Origin of the sequence: Paracoccus sp. R12_2 (assembly GCF_017744015.1) — a bacterium.
Classification (GTDB): Bacteria; Pseudomonadota; Alphaproteobacteria; order Rhodobacterales; family Rhodobacteraceae; genus Paracoccus.
Genome location: NZ_JAGHRA010000005.1, coordinates 72,222 through 93,556, shown reverse-complemented (window position 1 = coordinate 93,556; position 21,335 = coordinate 72,222). Strand labels below are relative to the sequence as shown.

The following is a 21,335-nucleotide window of genomic DNA, read 5'->3' as shown; positions in this document are numbered from 1 at the left end:
ACGACCCAGCCACGAACCCGAGATAAGGAAGACCCGTTCGGCTGCGGTGGTCAAGCGCGTCAGATCGCGGCGGCAAGATTGCCGCCCTCGTTCCTGCGCAGTCGGGTTCGCAAATGACCCGCACCAAGGCTTGCCCGCAGCTTGCGCGACAGCGTGTCGATGCCAGCAGTCACAAGTCCGGTCGCGACAAGGATCGCAACCGCGCGATCCAGCCGCAGTTCCGCGATGGCGTCGTCCAGATAGAAACCCAACGTGGCGATCCCCAGAATGCCCAAGATGGCACTTTCGCGGATGATGATTTCCCACCGGTAAAGACACAGCGCGACGAACTGGCCGAACAGGCGCGGCACGATTTCCCACCCCCACAGGGTCAGGCCGGTCGGGGCGTCGGGGCGCAGGGCCAACCCGGCGGCCTGCCGCCCCAGCAGGTGCCCGATGATTGCACCGTTATGCAGACCCAGCGCAAGGATCGCGGGCAGCATGGACGGCCCGAAGACCTGCAGGAACAGATAGGCCAGCATGTATTCGGGAAAGCTGCGCAGGATCACCAGCACCAGATGGCCCAGCATGGCACCCGCGCGACCGGTCACGCGCGGCACGATCAGCGATTGGGCGAGGAACGCGATCAGACCGGCCAGAACAAGCGCCAGCTGCGCGACCAGCATCGTCGCGAACAGTCCCGGCAGGATCGCGTCCTGCATCAGTTCGGACAGCCACGGCCACAGTCCTGCCGGATCGCCCTGCCGCAAGGGCGCGGGCACGATATCCTGTGTCAGGAACCGCCAAAGAACCCCCGCCCCCATCGGTGGCGCCTTGACCTGCGCCAGCATCGCGACGGCAGCGATCAGCCACAGCCAGACAAGTCGCGGGCGCATCCAGACACGGACCGAGGCGATCAGCGCGATGTAGATCACCATGATCGCCCCCGCCGCGCCGTATTCGCCCTGCTTGAAGAAGCTGTCCAGTTGGAACCCCAGCGTGGGCAGACCGATAAAGCCCAGAACAGCCGACGACCGCAGCCCGCATTCCAGGCGATAAAGCGCATAGTTCACCATCTCGGGCCGGGCCAGCGGTGCGCGCGCCCAAAGGAACCGGCTGAGCGGATCCACCCTGCATCCCAGCCATTCCGAAGGGCGCGGATCGGCCTCGTCCAGGATTTCGGACAGAACCTTGGCGAAGATGCCCGCATAGGGCAGCGCGATGGCCAGAACGCCGGTGGCGACACCCATTCCGGTCACCTGCATCAGCATCAGCGCCCAGAACAGCTCGTGCACGGACCGCAGCGCGATGCAGGTCCAGCGCACCACGCGAAACCGATAGAATGGTGCCATCAGCAGGCCAGCAAGGCCGCCCGCCACGACACCCGCGACCGCAAAGGCGATGGTCAGCGCGACCGAGCGGAAAATCTGTTCGACGGCACCGAAATCGGGCCGCAGGAACCCGGCGGCCATGCGCCCCAGCGCCGCCCACGGGTCGTGTCCGGCCTGCTGCAGATCGGCGAAGGGCAGGCACAGCGCCGCGACCGCCAGAAACCCCGCGACGATGCCAAGCCTCGACACCCGGTCAGCGCGCATAGAGTGCCTCGATCAGGTCGCGCGGGATATCAGGCGCGCTGTCCAGCAGCAGCTGCCCGTACTTCAGGCCGATCAGGCGCGTCGCAAAACCCAGGGCCAGGTCAACGTCGTGCAGGGCCAGAATGGCGGTCGGGAACGCGTCGCGGATCACCCCTGCCAGCGTGTCGGCCTGCGCGGGATCGACGGCGGACAAGGGTTCGTCACCGACCAGGACATCCCCGCCGCGATACAACGCGCGGGCCAGCGCCACGCGCTGTTTCTGACCGCCCGACAGGGTCTCGACGGCACGATCAGCCTCGGGGCGCAATCCGACCTGATCCAGAACCGCCATCGCCGCGTCACGATCGGCGCGGCGCGGGCGGATCAGCGTGGCCAGATTATACGCCGCGCCGTGATCGTCCAGCCGACCCATAAGCACGTTGCGCAGCGCGGAAAGCTGCGGGACCAGGGCATGATCCTGCGGAACCAGCGCGACCCGTCGCCCCTGATCCAGCAAAGCCTGCCGGGCAGCAGCCAGCAGCGTGGACTTGCCCGCGCCGCTGCGGCCCAGCAACACCAACCTTTCGCCCACCGCGACATGCAAGGTGACGCCACGCAGCACCGGCGTGGCGCCATAGCCCAGATCCGCAGCCTCAAGCAGGTGCAAGCGGCCTACTCCAACAGGCCCAGATCGCGTCCGACCTTCTCGATCGGGGCGTAATCGTCGTTCGATGCCGCAATGAACCGCGTGCGCGGGAACGCCGCCAGAAGATCGGGGTCGTCCATGCCGATCAATGTGGCCTGGACCTTGTCGGCGAACCCTTCCCCCCAACGCGCATCCACATCGCCCCGGATCGTCCAGTTATAGTCGGGATAGGGCGGCGTCTTCCAGATGACCTTCGCGGTCTCGATTTCGGGCGCGCCGTCGGCAACGGCCTGATCATAGACGGCAAAGTTCAGCGCGCCGATCTGCCACGCGCCGGACGCCACCAATCGCAGGGTCTGACTGTGATTGCCCGAGAATCCGACGCGGTCGAAGAAATCCTCGGGCGCATCGCCGGTTTCCTGACGGATATGGAATTCCGGCATCAGCCGCCCCGAGGTCGAGGTCTTGGCCCCGAAGGTGAAGGACATGCCGCTGGCCGCATCGGGAAAATCCGCGGATTCGGTCAGTCCGGTATCGGTATGGGCGATGAAATAGCTGACGAACGTCTGATCCTCGTCCCCTTGCGCGATCGCGCGGGCCTCGGGCACCAGCAACCTTGCCTGCACGCCGGACAACCCACCGAACCATGCCAACTGAACCTGATCGTTGCGGAATGCGGTAACCGCCGCAGGATAGGATTTCACCGGCACGAACTGAACCGGCACATCAAGCTGTTCGGACAGGTAATCGGCAACCTTGTCGAAGCGTTCGGCCAACCGCGTCTCATCCTCGTCCGGGATGGCCGAGAAATACAACGTGTCCTGCGCATGGGCGCTGCCAAGCATGGCGGCAAGCGCAAAGGCGGACATGAACAGGCGGGGCAAAAGACGCATGGCGGACCTCATCAGCCGTTGTTGTGGGTTCGGGAAGGACGGGGACCCTGGCGCGCTGGGGTTGCGCCGCCACTCATCCTCCCGACAAACCCCTGACGGAGAGTGCGGCATCTTGAAGGACACCGCCCCGAGCGCCGCCGGCGCATCGGTCTGCCTGCGGAAAGAATAGCAGTCCACCGCGACCCGCCGCAAGCCGCGACAAGCTGCCAGCGGCGCGCTCAATCACAAGTGGATCGTTCTGGATGGTTTTTCTTGACTCGCGAAAGTCACCTTCGCACGATGATTGCGTACCTATCGTCATGACAGGCAAAGTGGAGGGTCCCATGAATATCGACCTGACGCGCCGCGGCTTTCTAAGGCTGGCAGGTGCGGGGGTTGCGGCGACCTCGCTGGGGGCCATGGGCTTCGGCGAGGCAGAGGCGGCAGAAGCAGCGCATGTGCGGGCTTTCAAGCTGACCACGACAACGGAAACGCGCAACACCTGTACCTACTGCTCGGTCGCCTGCGGGATCATCATGTATTCCAAGGGCGATGTGAAAGCCGGCGAAACCGCCGAGATCATGCACATCGAAGGCGACGCCGACCATCCGACGAACCGCGGCACGCTGTGTCCCAAAGGCGCGGCCCTGAAGGATTTCGTCAAGGCCCCGACACGCCTGACCCGGCCGCGCTATCGCGCAGCGGGCGCCACCGAATTTCAGGATGTCACCTGGGACGAAGCGCTGGACAAGATCGCCCGCGCGATGAAGGACGACCGCGACGCCAATCTGGTGCAGGTCAGCGAGGCCGGCGTGCCGGTCAACCGTTGGACCACGACCGGGTTCCTTGCGGCCTCCGCCACCACGAACGAAACCGCATGGCTGACCTACAAGGCCGTCCGGTCACTGGGAATCGTCGGCTTCGACAACCAGGCGCGCGTCTGACACGGCCCTACGGTAGCCAGTTTGGCTCCAACATTTGGCCGTGGCGCAATGACCAACGCCTGGACCGACATCAAGAACACCGATCTGGTGATCGTCATGGGCGGCAACGCCGCCGAAGCCCATCCCTGCGGCTTCAAATGGGTGACCGAAGCCAAGGCGACGCGTGGCGCCAAGCTGATCGTCGTCGATCCGCGCTATACCCGCACTGCCTCGGTGTCGGATTATTATGCCCCGATCCGTCCGGGCAGCGACATCGCCTTCCTGATGGGGGTGATCCGCTGGTGCATCGAAAACGACAAGGTACAGTGGGAATATGTCCGCAACTTCACCAATGCCGCGTTGCTGGTGAAGGACGGCTTCGGCTGGTCCGACGGGCTTTTCAGCGGCTATGACGAGGAAAAGCGCGACTACGACAAGGCGGACTGGGATTACCAGATCGGCGATGACGGCTATGCCAAGCTGGACATGACCCTTCAGGATCCGCGCTGCGTGTGGAACCTGCTCAAGGCGCATGTCGACGTCTATACACCCGAATTCGTGGAAAATGTCTGCGGCACGCCAAAGGACCGCTATCTGCAGATCTGCGAGATGATCGGGGAATGCAGCGCGCCCGAGCGGGTGATGACCTCGATGTACGCGCTTGGCTGGACGCAGCATTCCAAGGGCGCCCAGAACATCCGCGGCATGGCGATGCTGCAGCTGATCCTGGGCAATATCGGCATGCGCGGCGGCGGGATGAACGCGCTGCGGGGGCATTCGAATATCCAGGGCCTGACCGATCTGGGCCTGATGTCGAACCTGATCCCCGGCTATCTGAACATCCCGACCGAACGGGAACCCGACTGGCAGACCTATATGTCCACGCGGGAATTCAAGCCGCTTCGTCCGGGCCAGACCAGCTATTGGCAGAACTATTCCAAGTTCATGGTCAGCTTCATGAAGGCGATGTGGGGCGATGCCGCCACGGCCGAGAATGATTGGGCTTACCACTATCTGCCCAAGCTGGACGTGCCGACCTATGACGTCCTGCGGATGTTCGAGCTGATGAAGCAGGGGCAGGTGAACCTGTATTTCTGCCAGGGCTTCAATCCGCTGATGGCCTTCCCCAACCGGGCCAAGCTGACCGAGGCGCTGTCCAAGCTGAAACTGCTGGTCGTGATGGACCCGCTGGAGACCGAGACCGCGCATTTCTGGGAAAACCACGGTCAGTACAATGACGTGGATTCCGCCTCGATCCAGACCGAGGTGCTGGAACTGCCGACGACCTGCTTTGCCGAGGACGAAGGCGCGCTGGTCAATTCGGGCCGTTGGCTGCAATGGCACTGGCCGGGCGGCTCGCCTCCGGGCGAGGCGAAGAACGACACCTGGATCATGGCCAACCTGTTCCAGAAGCTGCGCAAGCTTTATCAGGATGAAGGCGGGGTGTTTCCCGAGCCGATCCTGAACCTAAGCTGGAACTATGCCGATCCGCTGGATCCCAAGCCCGAGGAACTGGCCAAGGAAATGAATGGCCGCGCGCTGCGCGACATCGAGGATCCGGCCAATCCCGGCACTACACTGGTGGCCGCCGGCAAGCAGGTGAAGAACTTCACCCAGTTGCAGGACGACGGCTCGACGATGTGCGGCTGCTGGATCTTCTCGGGTTGCTGGAACGAGGATGGCAACAACATGGCGCGGCGGGACAATTCCGATCCCGGCGATGCCGGCATGTTCCTGAACTGGTCCTATTCATGGCCGGTCAATCGCCGCATCCTGTATAACCGCGCCTCGGCCGACATGCAGGGCAAGCCGTGGGATCCCGATCGCAAGCTGATCGAATGGACCGGCGAGAAGTGGGAAGGCTATGACGTGCCCGATATCGGCGTGACGTCGAAGCCGGGCGAGGTCATGCCCTTCATCATGAACCAGGAGGGCACATCGCGCCTGTTCACCCGCGGAATGATGCGGGACGGCCCCTTCCCCACGCATATGGAGCCGTTCGAAAGCCCGATCGCGAATGTCCTGAACCCGAAGATGCGCGGCAACCCGGTCAGCCGGGTCTTCGTGGACGACGCCGAGCAATTCGCGACCAGCGAAGAGTTTCCGTTCGTCGCCACGTCCTACCGGCTGACGGAACATTTCCACTACTGGACCAAGCACAACAAGGTGAACGCCTCGTTGCAGCCCGAGTTCTTCGTCGAGATCAGCCAGGAACTGGCGGCCGAGAAGGGCATCACCGGCGGCAGCCGGGTGCGTGTCTGGGGCAAGCGGGGACAGGTCTGGGCCAAGGCCGTGGTGACCAAGCGGATCAAGCCGATGCAGTGCGACGGAAAGACCGTCCATGTCGTGGGCATTCCGCTGCACTGGGGCTTCATGGGTGCCGCCAAGAAGGGCTGGGGGCCGAACAGTCTGACGCCGTTCGTCGGTGACGCGAACGTGGAAACGCCGGAATTCAAGGCGTTCCTCGTCAATATCGAACCCGCAGCAGAGGAGCCGGTGGCATGAGCGATACCGCACCTCAACCCACGACCGCGGCGGCGAACCCGCCCGTCCAGCCGCTTGAATCGAACTTGCTTCCCTCCGACGTGGTCCGAATCTCGGCCACGCCGGATGTGCCACAGCCGACGCGGCAACTGACCAAGGTCGCCAAGCTGATCGACGTCAGCAAATGCATCGGCTGCAAGGCGTGCCAGTCGGCCTGCGTGGAATGGAACGATACCCATCCCGAGATCGGCGAGAATATCGGCAGCTACGAAAACCCGCATGATCTGACGCCGGACATGTTCACCCTGATGCGGTTCAGCGAATGGGAAAACCCCGCAACCAACGAACTGGAATGGCTGATCCGCAAGGATGGTTGCATGCATTGCGAGGATCCGGGCTGCCTGAAGGCCTGTCCCGCCCCCGGCGCGATCGTGCAGTATTCGAACGGCATCGTGGACTTCATCCACGACAACTGCATCGGCTGCGGTTATTGCGTGACCGGCTGTCCGTTCGACATTCCCCGCATCAGCAAGGTCGATCACAAAAGCTACAAATGCACCCTGTGTTCGGATCGGGTCGCCGTCGGCCAGGGGCCTGCCTGCGCCAAGGCCTGCCCGACAAAGGCGATCACCTTCGGCACCAAGGACGACATGACGGCGCTGGCCAATGAACGGGTCGAGGATCTGAAGTCGCGCGGCTACGAGAACGCCGGGATCTACGATCCCAAAGGCGTCGGCGGCACGCATGTCTTCTATGTTCTGCACCACGCGGACAAGCCCTCGATTTACAGCAACCTGGCTGAAAACCCGCGCATCTCGCCCATTGTCGAAGGCTGGAAGGGCGTCACCAAGACCGCCGGCATGGCAGCGATGGGCGTCGCGGCGGCGGGCGCCGTCCTGATGGGCCTGTTCACCCGCAACAAGGTCGAACCCGAAGAGGAAGAGGCCGCCGAACGGCTGGTGCAGGACCGGGAGGGGATCTGATGCACAAGCCATTCTATTCCGACCCCGCGGATCACATCGAAAGCACCGCCCCGGTTCGCGTCAGTCGCTATCGCGGCATCACACGGTTGAACCACTGGGTGACGGCGCTGTCGCTGATCGTCCTGGCGCTGTCGGGCCTGGCGTTCTTTTCACCCCATCTCTACTTCCTGACCGGCCTGTTCGGCGGCGGACAGATCGCGCGCTGGCTTCATCCGATCATCGGCGTGGTGCTGTTCTTCAGCTTCCTTCTGCTGTTCCTGCAGATGTGGCGGCTGAACCTGCCCAAGCCCGAGGACACCACCTGGGTGTCGCGGATCGGAGATGTCGCGACCGGCCACGAAGAGCGATTGCCCGAGATGGGCAAGTACAACGCCGGACAGAAATTCATCTTCTGGGCGATGTCGGTGCTGATCGTGGTGCTGATCGTGTCCGGCATCATGATGTGGCAGCAGTATTTCGCCGGTCTGGTGTCGATCCCGGTGCGCCGCGTCGCGACACTGGTTCACGCGCTGGCCGCCGTGGCGATCATCCTTGTCTTCATCCTGCATGTGTTCGCGGCCTTCTGGGTGCGCGGCACGCTGCGCGCGATGACACGCGGCGATGTCACCGGCGGTTGGGCATGGCGGCATCATCGCAAATGGCTGCGCGAGGTCGCTGGACGTTCCAGCAAGGGACCGGCAGAATAGTTTCGGCAACGCAACCCTCAGTGGCCGGTCCGGCCCGGAGTGATCATGGCGACTTCCATTCAGCCCGACCCTTCCGTCATCGGTGGCGTTCCGACGCCGCCGCTGGCATTCCTGCCCGATCCGGACCGCCTGTTCGCGACGCGCGCGCGGCGGTTCCTGTTTCTGGCCGAACACGATCCCCGACTTGGCCCCTATCTTGCCTTCCTTGGCGAACTGACCGCGCTGCAGGCGCGTCTGGTCGATGAACTGCCCGAACCCGATCCGATCCCGACCGAACGGATCGAACAGGCCCGCACCTATCGCATGCCGCCCATTGATCGCGAGGCTCTGGCGAGCGATGAGGTGCTGCACGAAACACTGATGACGCTGTCCGATCAGGCGCAGGCGCTGGACATGCCGCAGCCTGCGAAACTGGCGCTGCAGGCGGTGCTGGCCTCGGATCTGGCGGACCGGCACTGGCTGCTGGAAAACCTCCTGTCGGATCGCATCCCGGAAGACAGCGCCGCCCCGCATTTGTTTGCCGCTGCGGCAGTGCAGGTTCACATGGCGCGGCTGGCCGCATCGCTGGATGCATCATCGCTGGTCCCGATCCGCGCTGGCACCTGCCCGACCTGCGGCGGTCGTCCCGCGACATCCAGCGTGATGGCGGCGCAGGGCATCGAGAATGTGCGCTATGCCACCTGCGCCTGCTGCGCGACGCAATGGAACGAGGTGCGGATCAAGTGCCTGTGCTGCGGATCGACCAAGGGCATCAGCTACCGCTCGGTCGAAACGGACGAGGCGGCGGTGAAGGCTGAAATCTGTTCCGAATGCGATAGCTGGGTCAAGATCCTGTATCTGGGCAGGAATCACAGCCTCGATCCGATCGCCGACGACGTCGGCAGTCTGGGGCTGGACCTTCTGATGAAGGAAACCGGCTTCGGTCGTGGGGGGGTGAACCCCTATCTGGCGGGGTATTGATGACGGGGTTTCGCGCCCTGCCCTCGGTCGATCAGCTTCTGCAGTCGGACATCGGACAGACGCTGATCGCGGAACATGGACGCACTGCGGTCACCACCGCCGCGCGCGCCCGACTGGACGCGGCACGGGTGGCGATCCGCGATGGCGCCAGCGGCGACGATCAGGCCGCCCGGCTGCCGGATCTTCTGGCGGCCGACCTAGCCCAGGCTGCGCGACCCACGCTGCGCCCGATGCTGAACCTGTCGGGAACGGTACTGCACACCAATCTGGGCCGCGCGATTCTTGCGCCCGAGGCGATCGAGGCCGCCCGCACCGCGATGGCCGCGCCGCTGCCGTTGGAATTCGATCTTGACGGCGGTGGACGCGGCCAGCGTGACGATCATCTGCGCGGATTGCTGCGCGAACTGACCGGCGCCGAGGACGCAACCATCGTCAACAACAACGCCGCCGCGGTGCTGATCGCGCTGAACACCTTCGGTCAGGGGCGCGAGGGGATCGTCTCGCGCGGGGAACTGATCGAGATCGGTGGCGCGTTCAGAATGCCCGACATCATGGCCCGCGCTGGAACACGGCTGGTCGAGGTGGGCACCACAAACCGCACCCATCCGCGCGACTACGAAAGCGCGATCACCGCCGATACCGGCGTGATCATGAAGGTGCACACATCGAACTACCGCATCCAGGGGTTCACGTCCGAAGTGCCCGCGCCGCAACTGTCAGGGATCGCCCGGGCGGCGGGCATACCGCTGTTGAACGATCTGGGCGCTGGATCGCTGGTCGATCTGTCCGCCTATGGGCTTCGGCGCGAACCGACCGTTGCCGAGGCGGTGGCCGAGGGCGCCGATTTGGTCACATTCTCGGGCGACAAGCTGCTGGGTGGGCCGCAGGCGGGGTTTATCGTGGGGCGTCGCGACCTGATCGCGCAGATCAACAAGAACCCGCTGAAGCGTGCGCTGCGGCTGGACAAGATCCGCATCGCCGCGCTGCAGGCGACGCTGCGGCTGTACCGCGACCCGGACCGTCTGGCCGCACGTTTGCCCACCCTGCGCCACCTGTCGCGGCCGCACGATCAGATCGCCGCGCAGGCGGCGCGACTTGCCCCGAAGATCGCCGCGCTGCTTGAACCGCTGGGATATGCAGCCCGACCATGCGACTGCGCCAGCCAGATCGGTTCGGGCGCCCTGCCGGTCGACACGATCCCGTCGGCCGGGTTGCGGCTGACCGGCCAGGGCGGGGACGCACCGGACCGCCTGTCGGTGCGTCTGCGCACCCTGCCGTGCCCGGTCATCGGTCATATCCGGGACGGCGCACTGATCCTTGACCTGCGCTGCCTTGATGACGACAACCCCCTGCTGGACGCGATGGCGGCGCTATGATCGTCGGAACGGCAGGCCATATCGACCACGGCAAGACAGCGCTGGTCAAGGCCCTGACGGGCACCGACGCCGACCGTCTGGCCGAGGAAAAGGCACGCGGCATCACCATCGACCTGGGCTTCGCCTATGCAGATCTGGGGGGTGGCGCGATCACCGGATTTGTGGATGTGCCGGGGCATGAACGTCTGATCCACACCATGCTGGCGGGGGCGGGCGGCATCGACATGGCCTTGCTGGTCGTCGCCGCGGATGACGGGGTGATGCCGCAGACGCGTGAACATCTGGCGATCCTTGATCTGCTGGGAATCACGCAGGGGATCGTGGCGCTGACCAAGTGCGATCTTGCCGATGCCGCACGGCAAGCACAGGTGACGGCACAGATCCGTTCCGCGATCGCGGGAACCGGGCTGGCGGATGCGCCGATACTGCCCGTTTCCTCGCGGGACGGAAACGGGATAAGGGCCCTGCGCCTCGCGCTGCGGGACGCAGAGGCCGGGACCGCCGCGCGCCGCGCCGAAGGTCCGCTGCGCCTTGCGGTGGACCGCAGTTTCACGTTGGCCGGAACGGGCACGGTGGTGACGGGCACTGTCGTCAACGGCCGCGTTGCTGTCGGCGATCAGGTGATGGTCAGCCCGTCGGGCCTTGCCGCGCGGGTCCGTGGCATCCACGCACAGAACCGCGAGGCGACCCAGGGATTGGCGGGACAGCGTTGCGCGCTGAACCTTGCGGGCGAGCATGTCACGAAAGCGGCGATCCGCCGCGGCGATGTCATTCTGGCACCGGGCCTGCACGCGCCGACCGACCGGATCGACGCAACCCTCACCGTACTGCCGACCGAGCCGAAGCCCATCGGCACCTGGTTTCCTGCCCGTCTGCACAGCCACGCGACAGAGGCCGGGGCGCGGATCGTGCCGCTGGCAGATCCGATCCCACCGGGCGGCAGCGGACCGGTGCAGATCGTCCTGGATCGGCCTGTCGCCGCGTTGGTGCTGGACCGGTTCATCCTGCGTGACGTGTCGGCCAGCAGGACCATCGGCGGGGGATTGTTCCTCGACCTGCGCGGGCCGGCGCGAAAACGCCGCGCGCCGGATCGGCTTGCCCTGATCGCTGCGGCAACGGCCCAGGATCCGGCCCAGGCACTGTCTGCGATGCTGGCCATCGCGCCGGTCGATCTGAACGTCTTTACCCGTGATCGGGGCCTGTCCAAGGACGCGCGCGATGACGCGATCTCGATCAGTTCTGCCGAACGTATTGGCGAGCTTGCCTTGTCAGGCGCGCAGTTGAATGCCCTGCGCACACAATTGTCCGGAAACCTTTCCCAATTTCACGAGGCGAACCCGGATCTGCCGGGTCTGGGCCGTGAGAAGCTGCGGCTATCGCTGCACCCCAGGCTGCCCAAGCCTGCATATCTGGTGTTCCTTCAGTCCGAGGCGGAAGCTTGCCACGTCGTGCTGGATGGCGCCTTTGTGCGCCTGCCGGGGCACGAGGTGAAGTTGTCTCCAGAAGACGAGGCCCTGTGGGCTCGCATCGCTCCCACGCTGATCGGCGAGAACCGCTTTCGGCCGCCGCGTGTCCGCGATTTCGCGGGCGAACTGGACATCGACGAACGCGAGATACGTCGCGTCATGAAACTGGCCCAGAAGCTGGGCCGAACCGATCAGATCGCACGCGACCATTTCTTCGCGCGCGCCGTCACGGCCGAGATGGTCGAGATCGCACAGGACGTGGCAGCCGCGTCAGAGGATGGCTGGTTCAGCGCGCCTGGCTTTCGCGATCGCGTCATGAACGGTCGCAAGGTGGCCATCGAGATCCTTGATTTCTTCGACCGTCTCGGCGTGACCTTGCGCCGGGGCGATCTGCGTCGCATCAATCCGCACAGGGTGGATCTGTTCGGCGCATCCGGAAGGGAATCGTCCCCGGTGGGGCGGCCGGTCTTCAAAACCGGTTGGGGCAGCGAGCCTGTCCCGGGTGGGTTCGACTCCCATTCCCTTCCGCCAGTTTCACGCACAGAGACGGGGGGCGGCGGCTTACCCTAGCAGTCGGGCAGGCCGGCCAAGTCCTGCGAGGCGGGCTTCGGCGCGTCCTGCGGCTGGTCGGCGGGTTCGGGCCGTCCCTGCAGGTCCAGCCCACGCGCCGTCGGGGCGTGCCACGTCACCGAGGACGGCACAGCACCCTGCGAGTTGGTACCGATCTGTGACCCACCGGTTCCGCCTGTCCAGCCGGTGCTGCCGGAATTGCCGGGCGCGGTGCCGTCATCGGACGGCTGCGGCTGTGTCGCAGGCAAGGCGACGCCCGCATCGTCGGCGCATTCACCGCCGGTCGCAACGTCGGGCTGCGACTGGGCCAAGGCGCCTGTCCCACCCAGCATCAGGGCGACCGCCGCGACACCGCCGAACTTCAGGATTGAATGGGTTGTCATGGCTTCGCCCCCTCTTGTGCCGGGAATTGCTTTAACGGGCAACGCCGTTGCCGCGCGACGGTTCCGTCGGCCGCCAAGCTATCTGCTTGCAGAGCATGGCCCCGAAGAATAGAACTGCGGAAATTTTCAGGCCGCCGCTACCCGGCGGCCCTTCTTGCTATGAGGACGATGATGCAGGTCAAGGAAACCCAGAACGAAGGTCTGAAGCGGGGCTACCAGTTCACCCTGCCCGCCGCCGAGCTGGCCGAGACGGTCGACGCCAAGCTGAAAGAGGCGCAGCCCGAGGTCGAGATGAAGGGCTTCCGCAAGGGCAAGGTCCCGATGGCGATGCTGAAGAAGCAATTCGGCCAGCGCATCATGGGCGATGCCATGCAGGAAGCCATCGACGGCGCACTGCGCAAGCATCTTGAGGAATCGGGCGACCGTCCCGCCGCCCAGCCCAAGATCGAGATGGAGAACGGCGAGACCTGGAAAGAGGGCGACGATGTCGTCGTCAACGTCTCGTACGAATCCCTGCCCGAGATCCCCGAGGTCGATCTGGCCAAGCTGAAGCTGGAAAAGCTGAGCGTTCCCGCAGAACAGTCCGCGATCGACGAGGCGCTGGAAAATCTTGCGAAATCGGCCCAGAACTTTGACGACCGCCGCAAGGGCAGCAAGGCCAAGGACGGCGATCAGGTCGTGATCGACTTCAAGGGCTTCGTGGATGGCGAGGCGTTCGAAGGCGGCTCGGCCGAGGATTATCCGCTGGTCCTGGGATCGAACAGCTTCATCCCCGGCTTCGAGGAACAGCTTGTCGGCGCGAAGATGGACGAAGACGTTACCGTCAACGTCAAATTCCCCGACGAATACGGCGCGCCGCATCTGGCCGGCAAGGACGCAACCTTCGAATGCAAGATCAAGGCCGTGAAGGCCCCCAAGCCCGCCGAGGTCGACGACGAGCTGGCCAAGAAATACGGCGCCGAGGATCTTGACGGTCTGAAGAAGCAGATCGCCGAGCGGCTGGAACAGGAATATGCTGGCGCGGCGCGCGCGATCATGAAGCGCGCCCTGCTGGACCAGCTTGACGATCAGGTGAAATTCGATCTGCCCGAATCGCTGGTCGAGGCCGAGGCCGGACAGATCGCCCACCAGCTGTGGCACGAGGAACATCCCGAGGAGCAGGGCCACAACCACGGCGAAATCGAAGCCACCGACGAGCACAAGAAACTGGCCGAGCGCCGCGTCCGTCTGGGCCTGCTGCTGGCCGAAATCGGTCAGAACGCCGAAGTGCAGGTGAGCGATCAGGAAATGACCCAGGCCGTGCTGCAGGCCGCGCGCCAGTATCCGGGCCAGGAACGCGCGTTCTTCGAATTTGTCCAGCAGAACCAGGCCGCCCAGCAACAGCTGCGCGCCCCGATCTTCGAAGACAAGGTCGTCGATCACATCGCCGAGCAGGCGAAGGTCGAGGAAAAGCAGGTCAGCAAGGAAGAGCTGGAAAAGGCTGTCGAGGCGCTGGACGAACTTTGATCCGCGCCTGACTGGCATTCCCCGAAAGCCGCGGCCCCCGCCGCGGCTTTCTTCTTTTCACGCCATCCCGCGGCCGCGTTTCCCGACAGGCCGAAGCCTTCGTCAGGGATAGTTGCGCAAAGAAGAAGCCTTAGGCGCGCTTGCGGGTCCGCGTCGCCGGACCTATCTTGCGCTCATGTCCGGTTCCCTCAATCTCATGAAGCTGTGCGTCGGTGCCGAAGGGCCTGATGACCTGCTGCGCTGGCAGCAGCAACGGTTCGGCGACGCGCCTGCCTGCCATGTCACACGCATGTGGCCCAGGCGAGAGGCCGAGTTGCTGGACGGCGGATCGATCTATTGGGTCTTCAAGGGTGTGATCCTGGCGCGACAGCGAATCCTGAGGCTGGACGAGCGGATCGGTGACGACGGGATCCGGCGCTGCGCGCTTGTCCTAGATCGCGATCTGGTGCGGGTCGGCGCCGTTCCCCGAAGACCGTTTCAGGGCTGGCGCTATCTGGACGGAAAGGACGCGCCCGCCGACCTGCCGGAAGGCCGCGACGCCGAAGAAGCGCTGCCGCCAAGCGTGGCAGCAGCCTTGTCCGAGATGGGGCTGGTCTGAATGACGCTCAGTAACGCGCTGCCATTTCAGCCAGCGTAAGCGGCAGGATCTTCGAGGCGTTTCCAGCCGTCCCGAATGCCTCGAATCGCTGCTGGCACATCTCGGCCATCATCGCCATTGCCGGTTTCAGATACTTGCGCGGGTCGAACTCGGACGGGTCTTCAGTCAAGGTCTTGCGGATCGCGGCGGTCATCGCCAATCGGCTGTCCGTGTCGATATTGACCTTGCGCACACCGAACCGGATGCCGCGCTGGATCTCCTCGACGGGGACGCCCCAGGTCGGGCGAATGTCGCCACCATGGGAATTGATGATCTGCTGAAGATCCTCGGGAACCGAGGACGATCCGTGCATGACCAGATGGGTGTTCGGAATCCGCGCGTGGATCGCCTCGATGACATGCATCGCAAGGATCTGGCCATCAGGCTGACGGGTGAATTTATAGGCGCCGTGGCTGGTCCCCATCGCGACGGCCAGCGCGTCAACGCCGGTATCAGCCACGAAACGCGCGGCCTCGTCGGGGTCGGTCAGAAGCTGATCCTCGGACAGTTTCTCGGTCGCGCCGTGGCCGTCTTCCTGATCGCCCATCCCGGTTTCAAGGCTGCCCAGCACGCCCAGTTCACCCTCGACCGACACGCCGCAGGCATGGGCCATCTCGACGACGCGCGCGGTGATGTCGCGGTTATAGTCGTAATCGGCAGGCGTCTTGCCGTCGGATTTCAGGCTGCCATCCATCATCACGCTGGTAAAGCCGTTCTGGATCGCCGTCGCGCAGGTCGGCAGGCCGTTGCCATGATCCAGATGCATGCACAGGGGAATTTGCGGAAAGGCACGCGCCAACCCCGCGATCAGCCCGGCCAGCACCTGATCGTTGGCATAGGACCGCGCCCCGCGGCTGGCCTGAAGGATCACCGGGCTGTCGGTCCGGGCAGCCGCCTGCATCACCGCAAGCCCCTGTTCCATGTTGTTGATGTTGAACGCCGGCACCGCGTAGCCGTGCTCGGCGGCGTGGTCCAGAAGCTGGCGAAGCGTAATCATGGCCATCGGATCTATCCTTTGTTGCCGGCGAGATAGGCGAGGATCGTGTCCACCTCGTCCGTGGCGCCGAAGATCAGGGGAGTGAAGTCGTGCAGCCCGCGCGGCCGGCGGTCGAGGACCGGTCGCTGCCCGTCACTGGCCGCACCGCCCGCCTGTTCGATCAGAAAGGCGATGGGCGCGCATTCGTAGATCAGCCGCAAACGGCCATGCTCATATCCTGCGCGGCCATCGGAGGGGTAAAGAAATGCGCCGCCCTTCAGAAGGATACGGTGCAACTCGCCCACGGCGGCCGCCAGCCAGCGCATGTTGAAATCGCGCCCTCGCGGCCCATCGGCACCCGCGCGCAGATCGCGCAGCCATGCCTGCAGACCCGGCGACCAGTGCCGTTCGTTCGAGGCGTTATAAGCGATGGTCGAGGTGGCGGGTTTCAGCGTCACGTCATCCCGGACCACGCGGAAATGGCCCGCCGCCGCGTCGAACCCCGCGATCTGAACGCCCTGTCCGACCGACCAGCCGAAATCCAGCGAATGCCCGAAGGACGCATATCCCGCCGCCACGATGGACCGGCCGGTGCGCAGGAATCCCGCTGGCGCGGCAGGCAGGACCGAAAACAACATCCCCAACGGTGCGCCGACGCCTATGCTGCCCGATCCGTCTATCGGATCGATGGCGACGTCGAATAGTCCGTCGTCGTTCAGGCTGATGATGTCTTCCGCCTCTTCCGACAGAACCTGTCGGACGCCAACTGTGCGCAGCGCGTCCAGCATGTGGTAGTGGGCCGCGACATCCAGCGCCTTCTGCTTGTCGCCGCTGTCATTGATGCCGACGATGGCCTCGGGATCGCCATGCAGCCGCCCCGCCGCAAGACGCGCGGCCAGCGGCGGCAGGGCCTGCGCCAGTGCCAGCACGACAGCGTCGGGCCCGTCCTGCGTCAGCGCATCATGGATCGGCCGGCCCCGCGCGGGACCGTCATCGGGCAGTGTCAGCATGGCGACGTTCCGGGGGCCTCAGCCCTTGTTGTATTTCGCATCGACCTGGTCGATGGCATTCACGTTGCCGGCCGATTTGCCGGCAGCGTCGAAATTCATCGTCTCGGCCAGCCAGGCATCGGCGATGGTCTTGGCGACCTCGGCCCCGATGACACGGGCGCCCATGGTGATGATCTGCGCGTTGTTCGACAGCGCGGCGCGCTCCGCCGAATAGGTGTCATGGGTCAGCGCGGCGCGGATGCCCGGCACTTTGTTGGCCGCGATGCAAACGCCGATGCCGGTGCCACAGACCAGGATCGCGCGGTCATAGGTGCCGTCCAGAACCTGCGACGCCACCCGGTCGGACAGGTTGGCATAGAACGCATCCGGACCAGCGTCGGTCCGGCTGATTTCAGACACCTCGTGCTTGTCCATCAGGTAATCGGCCAGAACCTTGGCCAGACCTTCGCCCGCGCTGTCGCCTGCGATAGCCAGTTTCATGTCGTCACTCCTTCAGATTTTCGCGGCGCAGCGCGCCAGAATGTCCAGATATCCCTCGACCTTCCAGGCCGAGCGTCCGATGAACAGCCCGTCGATATGCGGGCATTGGATCAGTTCTTCGCAGTTCTCGGGATTGACCGAGCCGCCATAGAGGCAGGGTAGCTTGCGACCCAGGACGTTCCGGGCAACCGCCGTGATCTCGGCCTGCCGCGCATCGGCATAATCCGAAGTCGCGGGAATTCCGTTCACGCCGATGGCCCAGACCGGTTCATAGGCCAGAAGGATCGGCGCCGCTTTCTGATCGTCTGTCAGCCGCCCCAACGCACCACGCACCTGCGCCTCCAGCACGTCCTGGGCGCGGCCCGCCTCGCGTTCGGCAAGTGTTTCACCGATGCAGATCAGCGGGATCAGCCCGTGACGAACCGCGGCCTCTGTCTTCAGCCCGACGGTTTCATCGGTTTCCCCAAAATGTTCGCGGCGTTCGCTGTGGCCCAGTTCGACGATGTCGAGGTTGCAGTCGTTCAGCATCACCGGGCTGACCTCGCCGGTCCAGGCACCCTCATCGGCCCAATGCATGTTCTGCGCCCCGACCTTGACGCTGGTCCGGTCCAGCATCGCCTTGACCTCGCGCACGGCGGTAAAGGGCGGGATCACAAAGCGTTGAATCCGGTCGTCGCGATCGGCATCGGCGGCGGCCAGCCCTTCGGCAAAGTCGCGCGCCTCGGCCAGCGTCTTGTTCATCTTCCAGCTTGTTCCGATCCAGAACGTCATGTCGTCAATCCTCGGTGGCTCGGGCGCTGGCGATTGTCAGGGCGATGCCCGCGCGATCCAGCGCCGCACGATCTTCGGGCGCCGGGGGCGCGTCGGTGATGATGGCGTCGAATTCGGACAGATCGGCCAGCAGGTGCAGGGCCGGGCGTCCGAAACGCTGATGATTGACCAGCAGCACGCTGCGTTCGGCCCCGGCCATCATGGCGCGCTTGGCCCGCACCACGGGTTCGTCCATGTGGAAGGCCTGCAGTCCCGCAAGCGCTGGGGTCGAAATGAAGGCGATATCAGCGCGCAGCCGGGCCAGCGCATATTCGGTCACCAGCCCGAAATAGCCGTTGAACTTGGCACTGTAGCCCCCCCCCAGCGCAATCAGCGTGACCCGTGGCGCATCCTTCAGATGATCCAGCACTGCGGCGTTGTTGGTGATGACGGTCAATGGCGCCTTGTCCGCCAGCCGCGCCCCCAGCAGCGACGCCATCGAGCCGTCATTGACCATGACGCTCATCCCCGGCTCGACCAGATCCAGCGCGACATGGGCCATTCGCGACTTGGCGCTGCTGTCCTGCAACTCGCGAATGCGGAAATCGCTTTCGAATTGGGTGCCCGCCTCGATGGTGGCGCCGCCGCGCACCTTGCGCAGCAGCCCGGCCTGCTCAAGATCGTCCAGATCGCGGTGGATCGTCATTTTCGACACCGCGAAACGGTCAGCCAGATCGTCCAGATCGACGGCCCGGTCTTCGACCAGAATATCCATGATGGCCTGTCTGCGCTCGTCGCGTTTCACGGCAACCTCCTGGCCAATTCCGTTTCGCCTTATGATGTTTCTAACACCCATATCACACAATGCAACATAATTTTTGTGACTTTGTGATTTTATCTTGTGATTTTTCGCGTCCGCGGGTATCACCATCGCAACACAGGAGGACCGAACATGCCCTTGGATACCCCGAAAGACCCTGCAATCGCCGAAAAGGCCGCACTGGACCCGGAAAACTTTGCCTTGGCAAACTGCATTCGCGCGCTATCGATCGACGCCGTGAACGCCGCCAATTCCGGCCACCCCGGCGCGCCGATGGGGATGGCGGATGCCGCGACCGTGCTGTTCCGCAACCATCTGAAATTCGACGCATCCAACCCTGACTGGCCGGATCGCGACCGTTTCGTGCTGTCGAACGGCCATGCCTCGATGCTGCAATACAGCCTGCTGCACCTGACCGGCTATGAGGACATGACGCTGGATCAGGTCAAGAACTTCCGGCAATGGGGCGCGATCACGGCAGGCCACCCCGAATACGGCCATGCCAAGGGGATTGAACTGACCACGGGTCCGCTGGGTCAGGGCCTGGCGATGGCGGTCGGCATGGCGCTGGCCGAACGCCGGCTGGCGGCCGAGTTCGGCGACGATCTGGTCGATCACCATACCTATGTCTTCCTAGGCGATGGCTGCCTGCAGGAAGGTATCGGGCAAGAGGCGATCAGCCTTGCCGGTCACCTGGGGCTGGGCAAGCTGATCGTGCTTTACGACGACAACAGCATCACCATCGACGGCCCGACCTCGATCAGCTTTTCCGAGGACGTGCCCGCCCGCCTGGCCGCCTGCGGATGGCATGTGCAATCCTGCGACGGTCATGACGGCCGCGCGCTGGACGCCGCGATCACGGCTGCGAAGGCCGAAACCGGTAAACCCTCGCTGATCGCGATGAAGACGGTGATCGGTTTCGGCTCGCCCAACAAGGCCGGCACCTATTCCGTCCACGGCGCGCCGCTTGGTGCAGACGAGGCCGGGCTGACGAAAGAGGCGCTTGGCTGGTCTGCGGCCCCCTTCGACATTCCGGCAGATCTTGCAGCCGAATGGCGCAGGATCGGCGCGCGCGGCGCCGATGCCCGGACCGCTTGGGAAGAACGGCTCGCAGCCAAATCGACGGATCTGCAAGCCGAATTCACCCGCCGCCTGTCGGGCGCACTGCCCGCCGACTACGATTCCGTCGTCAAGGCCGCGCGCGACCGGCTGTTCGCAGAACCGAAAAAGGCCGCGACTCGCAAGGCCAGCCAGATGGCGCTGGAGCCGCTGACCGAGGCCGTGCCCGAGATGATCGGTGGATCGGCCGATCTGACCGGATCGAACCTGACCCGCGTCAAAGCCGTGGACAGCCAGTATTCCCGCGAGGCGCCCGGCCGCTACATCGGCTATGGCGTGCGCGAATTCGGCATGGCGGCGGCGATGAACGGCATCGCGCTGCACGGCGGCTTCATCCCCTATGGCGGGACGTTCCTTGTGTTCTCGGACTATGCCCGCAACGCGATCCGCCTGTCGGCGCTGATGGGCATCGGCACGATCTATGTGATGACGCATGACAGTATCGGTCTGGGCGAGGATGGCCCGACCCACCAGCCGATCGAGCATCTTGCATCCCTCCGCGCCATCCCTGGCCTGACGGTCCTGCGTCCCGCCGACACGGTCGAGACGCTGGAGGCGTGGGATATCGCGATCCGCAACCGCAAGGTTCCGTCGCTTCTGGCGCTGTCGCGTCAGGACGTGCCGCAATTGCGGACCGAGTCTGGGGAGGAGAACCTGACCGCGAAGGGCGCCTATGTCATCCGCCAGTTCGGCGAGGGCCGCGACGTGACCCTGATCGCCACCGGCACCGAGGTCGCGCTGGCCGTCGAGGCCGCCGAGACGATGCATCAGGACGGCATGAATGTCGCCGTCGTCTCGATGCCGTCGTGGGAGCTGTTCGATGCCCAGCCTCATGACTACCGCAAGGCCACCCTTGGCGACGCCCCGCGCATCGCCATCGAGGCGGCGGGCAAGTTCGGCTGGACCCGCTATGTCGCCAGCGAGGATGACGTGATCGGCATGACCGGCTTTGGCGCTTCGGCCCCCATCGACCGTCTCTATCGCGAATTCGGCATCACCAGCGACGCGATCATCGCGCGCGCGAAGGCGCTGGCTGGCAAGTAACCTCGCGCCGGGGCTGCCCTCGCGGCCTCGACGCCTTTCCTTGCGCGCGCGAAAGCACGCGCCCGGGGCCCAGTGGCAACGACCGGGCCGG

At 64.7% G+C, this 21,335-nt stretch carries 17 protein-coding genes, 1 tRNA gene and 1 pseudogene; 10 read left to right on the top strand and 9 right to left on the bottom strand.

Annotation, left to right across the window (positions count from 1 at the left end; genetic code table 11):
• Positions 1 to 59: 59 nt before the first annotated feature.
• The 3 genes from J7359_RS08155 to J7359_RS08145 are packed head-to-tail and all read right to left on the bottom strand — an operon-like array spanning position 60 to position 3,092.
• On the bottom strand, positions 60 to 1,574 hold the full coding sequence (locus J7359_RS08155) for an ABC transporter permease (protein ID WP_247740267.1): 1,515 nt from the start codon (positions 1,572 to 1,574) through the stop codon (positions 60 to 62).
• Positions 1,564 to 2,220, bottom strand: a complete 657-nt coding sequence (locus J7359_RS08150) for an ATP-binding cassette domain-containing protein (protein WP_209056143.1) — start codon at positions 2,218 to 2,220, stop codon at positions 1,564 to 1,566. The genes J7359_RS08155 and J7359_RS08150 overlap by 11 nt, the downstream gene beginning before the upstream one ends.
• A gap of 5 nt (positions 2,221 to 2,225) precedes the next feature.
• The gene (locus J7359_RS08145) at positions 2,226 to 3,092 is read right to left on the bottom strand and encodes a putative selenate ABC transporter substrate-binding protein (protein WP_247740266.1); all 867 of its coding nucleotides are present in this window, start codon (positions 3,090 to 3,092) and stop codon (positions 2,226 to 2,228) included.
• 323 nt (positions 3,093 to 3,415) lie between these two features.
• Here J7359_RS08145 and fdnG point away from each other — a divergent pair, with 323 nt between their 5' ends.
• The 7 genes and pseudogenes from fdnG to J7359_RS08105 all read left to right on the top strand — a co-directional run bounded on the left by fdnG (position 3,416) and on the right by J7359_RS08105 (position 12,480).
• Complete coding sequence (fdnG, locus tag J7359_RS08135) at positions 3,416 to 6,499, top strand: formate dehydrogenase-N subunit alpha (RefSeq protein WP_280637493.1); 3,084 nt, start codon at positions 3,416 to 3,418, stop codon at positions 6,497 to 6,499.
• Entirely contained in the window at positions 6,496 to 7,461 is a 966-nt protein-coding gene (gene fdxH / locus J7359_RS08130) for a formate dehydrogenase subunit beta (RefSeq protein WP_209056140.1), read from the top strand. Before fdnG ends, fdxH begins: the two co-directional genes overlap by 4 nt.
• On the top strand, positions 7,461 to 8,147 hold the full coding sequence (locus J7359_RS08125; protein ID WP_209056139.1) for a formate dehydrogenase subunit gamma: 687 nt from the start codon (positions 7,461 to 7,463) through the stop codon (positions 8,145 to 8,147). Before fdxH ends, J7359_RS08125 begins: the two co-directional genes overlap by 1 nt.
• Before the next feature lie 45 nt (positions 8,148 to 8,192).
• Positions 8,193 to 9,107, top strand: a complete 915-nt coding sequence (gene fdhE, locus J7359_RS08120; protein ID WP_209056138.1) for a formate dehydrogenase accessory protein FdhE — start codon at positions 8,193 to 8,195, stop codon at positions 9,105 to 9,107.
• A complete protein-coding gene (gene selA, locus J7359_RS08115; RefSeq protein WP_209056137.1) occupies positions 9,107 to 10,483 on the top strand; it encodes an L-seryl-tRNA(Sec) selenium transferase in 1,377 nt (458 codons plus the stop codon). Before fdhE ends, selA begins: the two co-directional genes overlap by 1 nt.
• Positions 10,480 to 12,288: pseudogene (selB, locus tag J7359_RS08110) on the top strand (selenocysteine-specific translation elongation factor); the annotation flags it as partial. The gene selA and the pseudogene selB, both read left to right, overlap by 4 nt.
• A 96-nt stretch (positions 12,289 to 12,384) precedes the next feature.
• Positions 12,385 to 12,480 (top strand) — tRNA-Sec (locus J7359_RS08105).
• 35 nt (positions 12,481 to 12,515) lie between these two features.
• Here J7359_RS08105 and J7359_RS19895 read toward each other — a convergent pair.
• Positions 12,516 to 12,902 (bottom strand): hypothetical protein, encoded by a 387-nt coding sequence (locus J7359_RS19895; RefSeq protein WP_247740264.1) that lies wholly within the window; start codon positions 12,900 to 12,902, stop codon positions 12,516 to 12,518.
• Between the two features lie 171 nt (positions 12,903 to 13,073).
• Here J7359_RS19895 and tig point away from each other — a divergent pair, with 171 nt between their 5' ends.
• Positions 13,074 to 14,408 (top strand): trigger factor, encoded by a 1,335-nt coding sequence (gene tig / locus J7359_RS08095; protein WP_209056263.1) that lies wholly within the window; start codon positions 13,074 to 13,076, stop codon positions 14,406 to 14,408.
• A gap of 175 nt (positions 14,409 to 14,583) precedes the next feature.
• The gene (locus J7359_RS08090) at positions 14,584 to 15,006 is read left to right on the top strand and encodes a DUF1489 domain-containing protein (protein WP_209056136.1); all 423 of its coding nucleotides are present in this window, start codon (positions 14,584 to 14,586) and stop codon (positions 15,004 to 15,006) included.
• 7 nt (positions 15,007 to 15,013) lie between these two features.
• On the opposite strand, the gene fba is transcribed toward J7359_RS08090, so the two are convergent.
• From fba to J7359_RS08065, 5 genes are read right to left on the bottom strand one after another with little or no spacing between them, the layout of a single operon-like run.
• The gene (gene fba, locus J7359_RS08085) at positions 15,014 to 16,048 is read right to left on the bottom strand and encodes a class II fructose-bisphosphate aldolase (protein ID WP_209056135.1); all 1,035 of its coding nucleotides are present in this window, start codon (positions 16,046 to 16,048) and stop codon (positions 15,014 to 15,016) included.
• Between the two features lie 5 nt (positions 16,049 to 16,053).
• Complete coding sequence (locus J7359_RS08080) at positions 16,054 to 17,031, bottom strand: class 1 fructose-bisphosphatase (RefSeq protein ID WP_209056134.1); 978 nt, start codon at positions 17,029 to 17,031, stop codon at positions 16,054 to 16,056.
• Positions 17,032 to 17,049: 18 nt separating this feature from the next.
• The gene (locus J7359_RS08075) at positions 17,050 to 17,511 is read right to left on the bottom strand and encodes an RpiB/LacA/LacB family sugar-phosphate isomerase (RefSeq protein WP_209056133.1); all 462 of its coding nucleotides are present in this window, start codon (positions 17,509 to 17,511) and stop codon (positions 17,050 to 17,052) included.
• A 12-nt stretch (positions 17,512 to 17,523) separates the two neighbouring features.
• Entirely contained in the window at positions 17,524 to 18,282 is a 759-nt protein-coding gene (locus tag J7359_RS08070) for a triose-phosphate isomerase (RefSeq protein ID WP_209056132.1), read from the bottom strand.
• Positions 18,283 to 18,286: 4 nt separating this feature from the next.
• Entirely contained in the window at positions 18,287 to 19,066 is a 780-nt protein-coding gene (locus J7359_RS08065) for a DeoR/GlpR family DNA-binding transcription regulator (RefSeq protein ID WP_209056131.1), read from the bottom strand.
• Between the two features lie 147 nt (positions 19,067 to 19,213).
• Here J7359_RS08065 and tkt point away from each other — a divergent pair, with 147 nt between their 5' ends.
• Positions 19,214 to 21,244 carry a transketolase gene (gene tkt / locus J7359_RS08060; RefSeq protein ID WP_209056130.1) on the top strand — a complete coding sequence of 677 codons (2,031 nt, stop codon included), beginning with the start codon at positions 19,214 to 19,216 and terminating at the stop codon, positions 21,242 to 21,244.
• Positions 21,245 to 21,335 lie beyond the last annotated feature (91 nt).